This is a genomic window from Actinomadura napierensis, from assembly GCF_039529375.1.
Taxonomy (GTDB): Bacteria; Actinomycetota; Actinomycetes; order Streptosporangiales; family Streptosporangiaceae; genus Spirillospora; species Spirillospora napierensis.
The window spans coordinates 1-537 of sequence record NZ_BAAAMR010000408.1; the positions used below are offsets into that span (position 1 = coordinate 1).

1 protein-coding gene is annotated in these 537 nt (G+C 29.8%); it reads left to right on the top strand.

All coding sequences use genetic code 11. From position 1 onward, the window contains the following. Window positions 1–384 precede the first annotated feature (384 nt). Window positions 385–537 (top strand): NAD(P)-binding protein (locus ABD296_RS50805; protein WP_407061607.1); only part of this gene is annotated, 153 nt, incomplete at its 3' end.

Below are 537 nucleotides of genomic sequence, written 5' to 3' on the forward strand. Positions count from 1 at the left end.
TAATGATCTTTAAAAGCAAAGTAATAAAAAGCCCGCTATCAAGTGTGAATAGCGGGCTTTTTCGCTGTAAAGTTTCTGTTTTTATGATGGATATCATTATTGTGTCGGCATTGTTTTGTGTGATTTAGTTCTCATTATTATGCCACCATGATACCGCAAAAAATGATACTTGTAAAACGAATGATATAAATACAGTTAAATTATCTTATTTTATTTAAAAGAATTTTTTTAAATTTTTAAAAAATATAGATTTTTATACAGTTATCCTCTTTTGTAAAATTTTATGAAAAACTTTTGGGCTTACCTTTTAAAATTTTTCTATATAAATTGATGCAAAAAATAAAAATCTGGTAGTTTTTAATACGGTGTTTTTTTAGGGTATGAGTGATAATCAAAAAAATTCTCGAAAAATGGGACATCATTTTGGATATCGCAATTATTGGCAGTGGAATGGCAGGACTTGCAGCAGCAAGAATTCTGAAAGATGCAGGACATACAATCACGATATTTGAAGCACTTCCTGGCCGGGGAATGGAC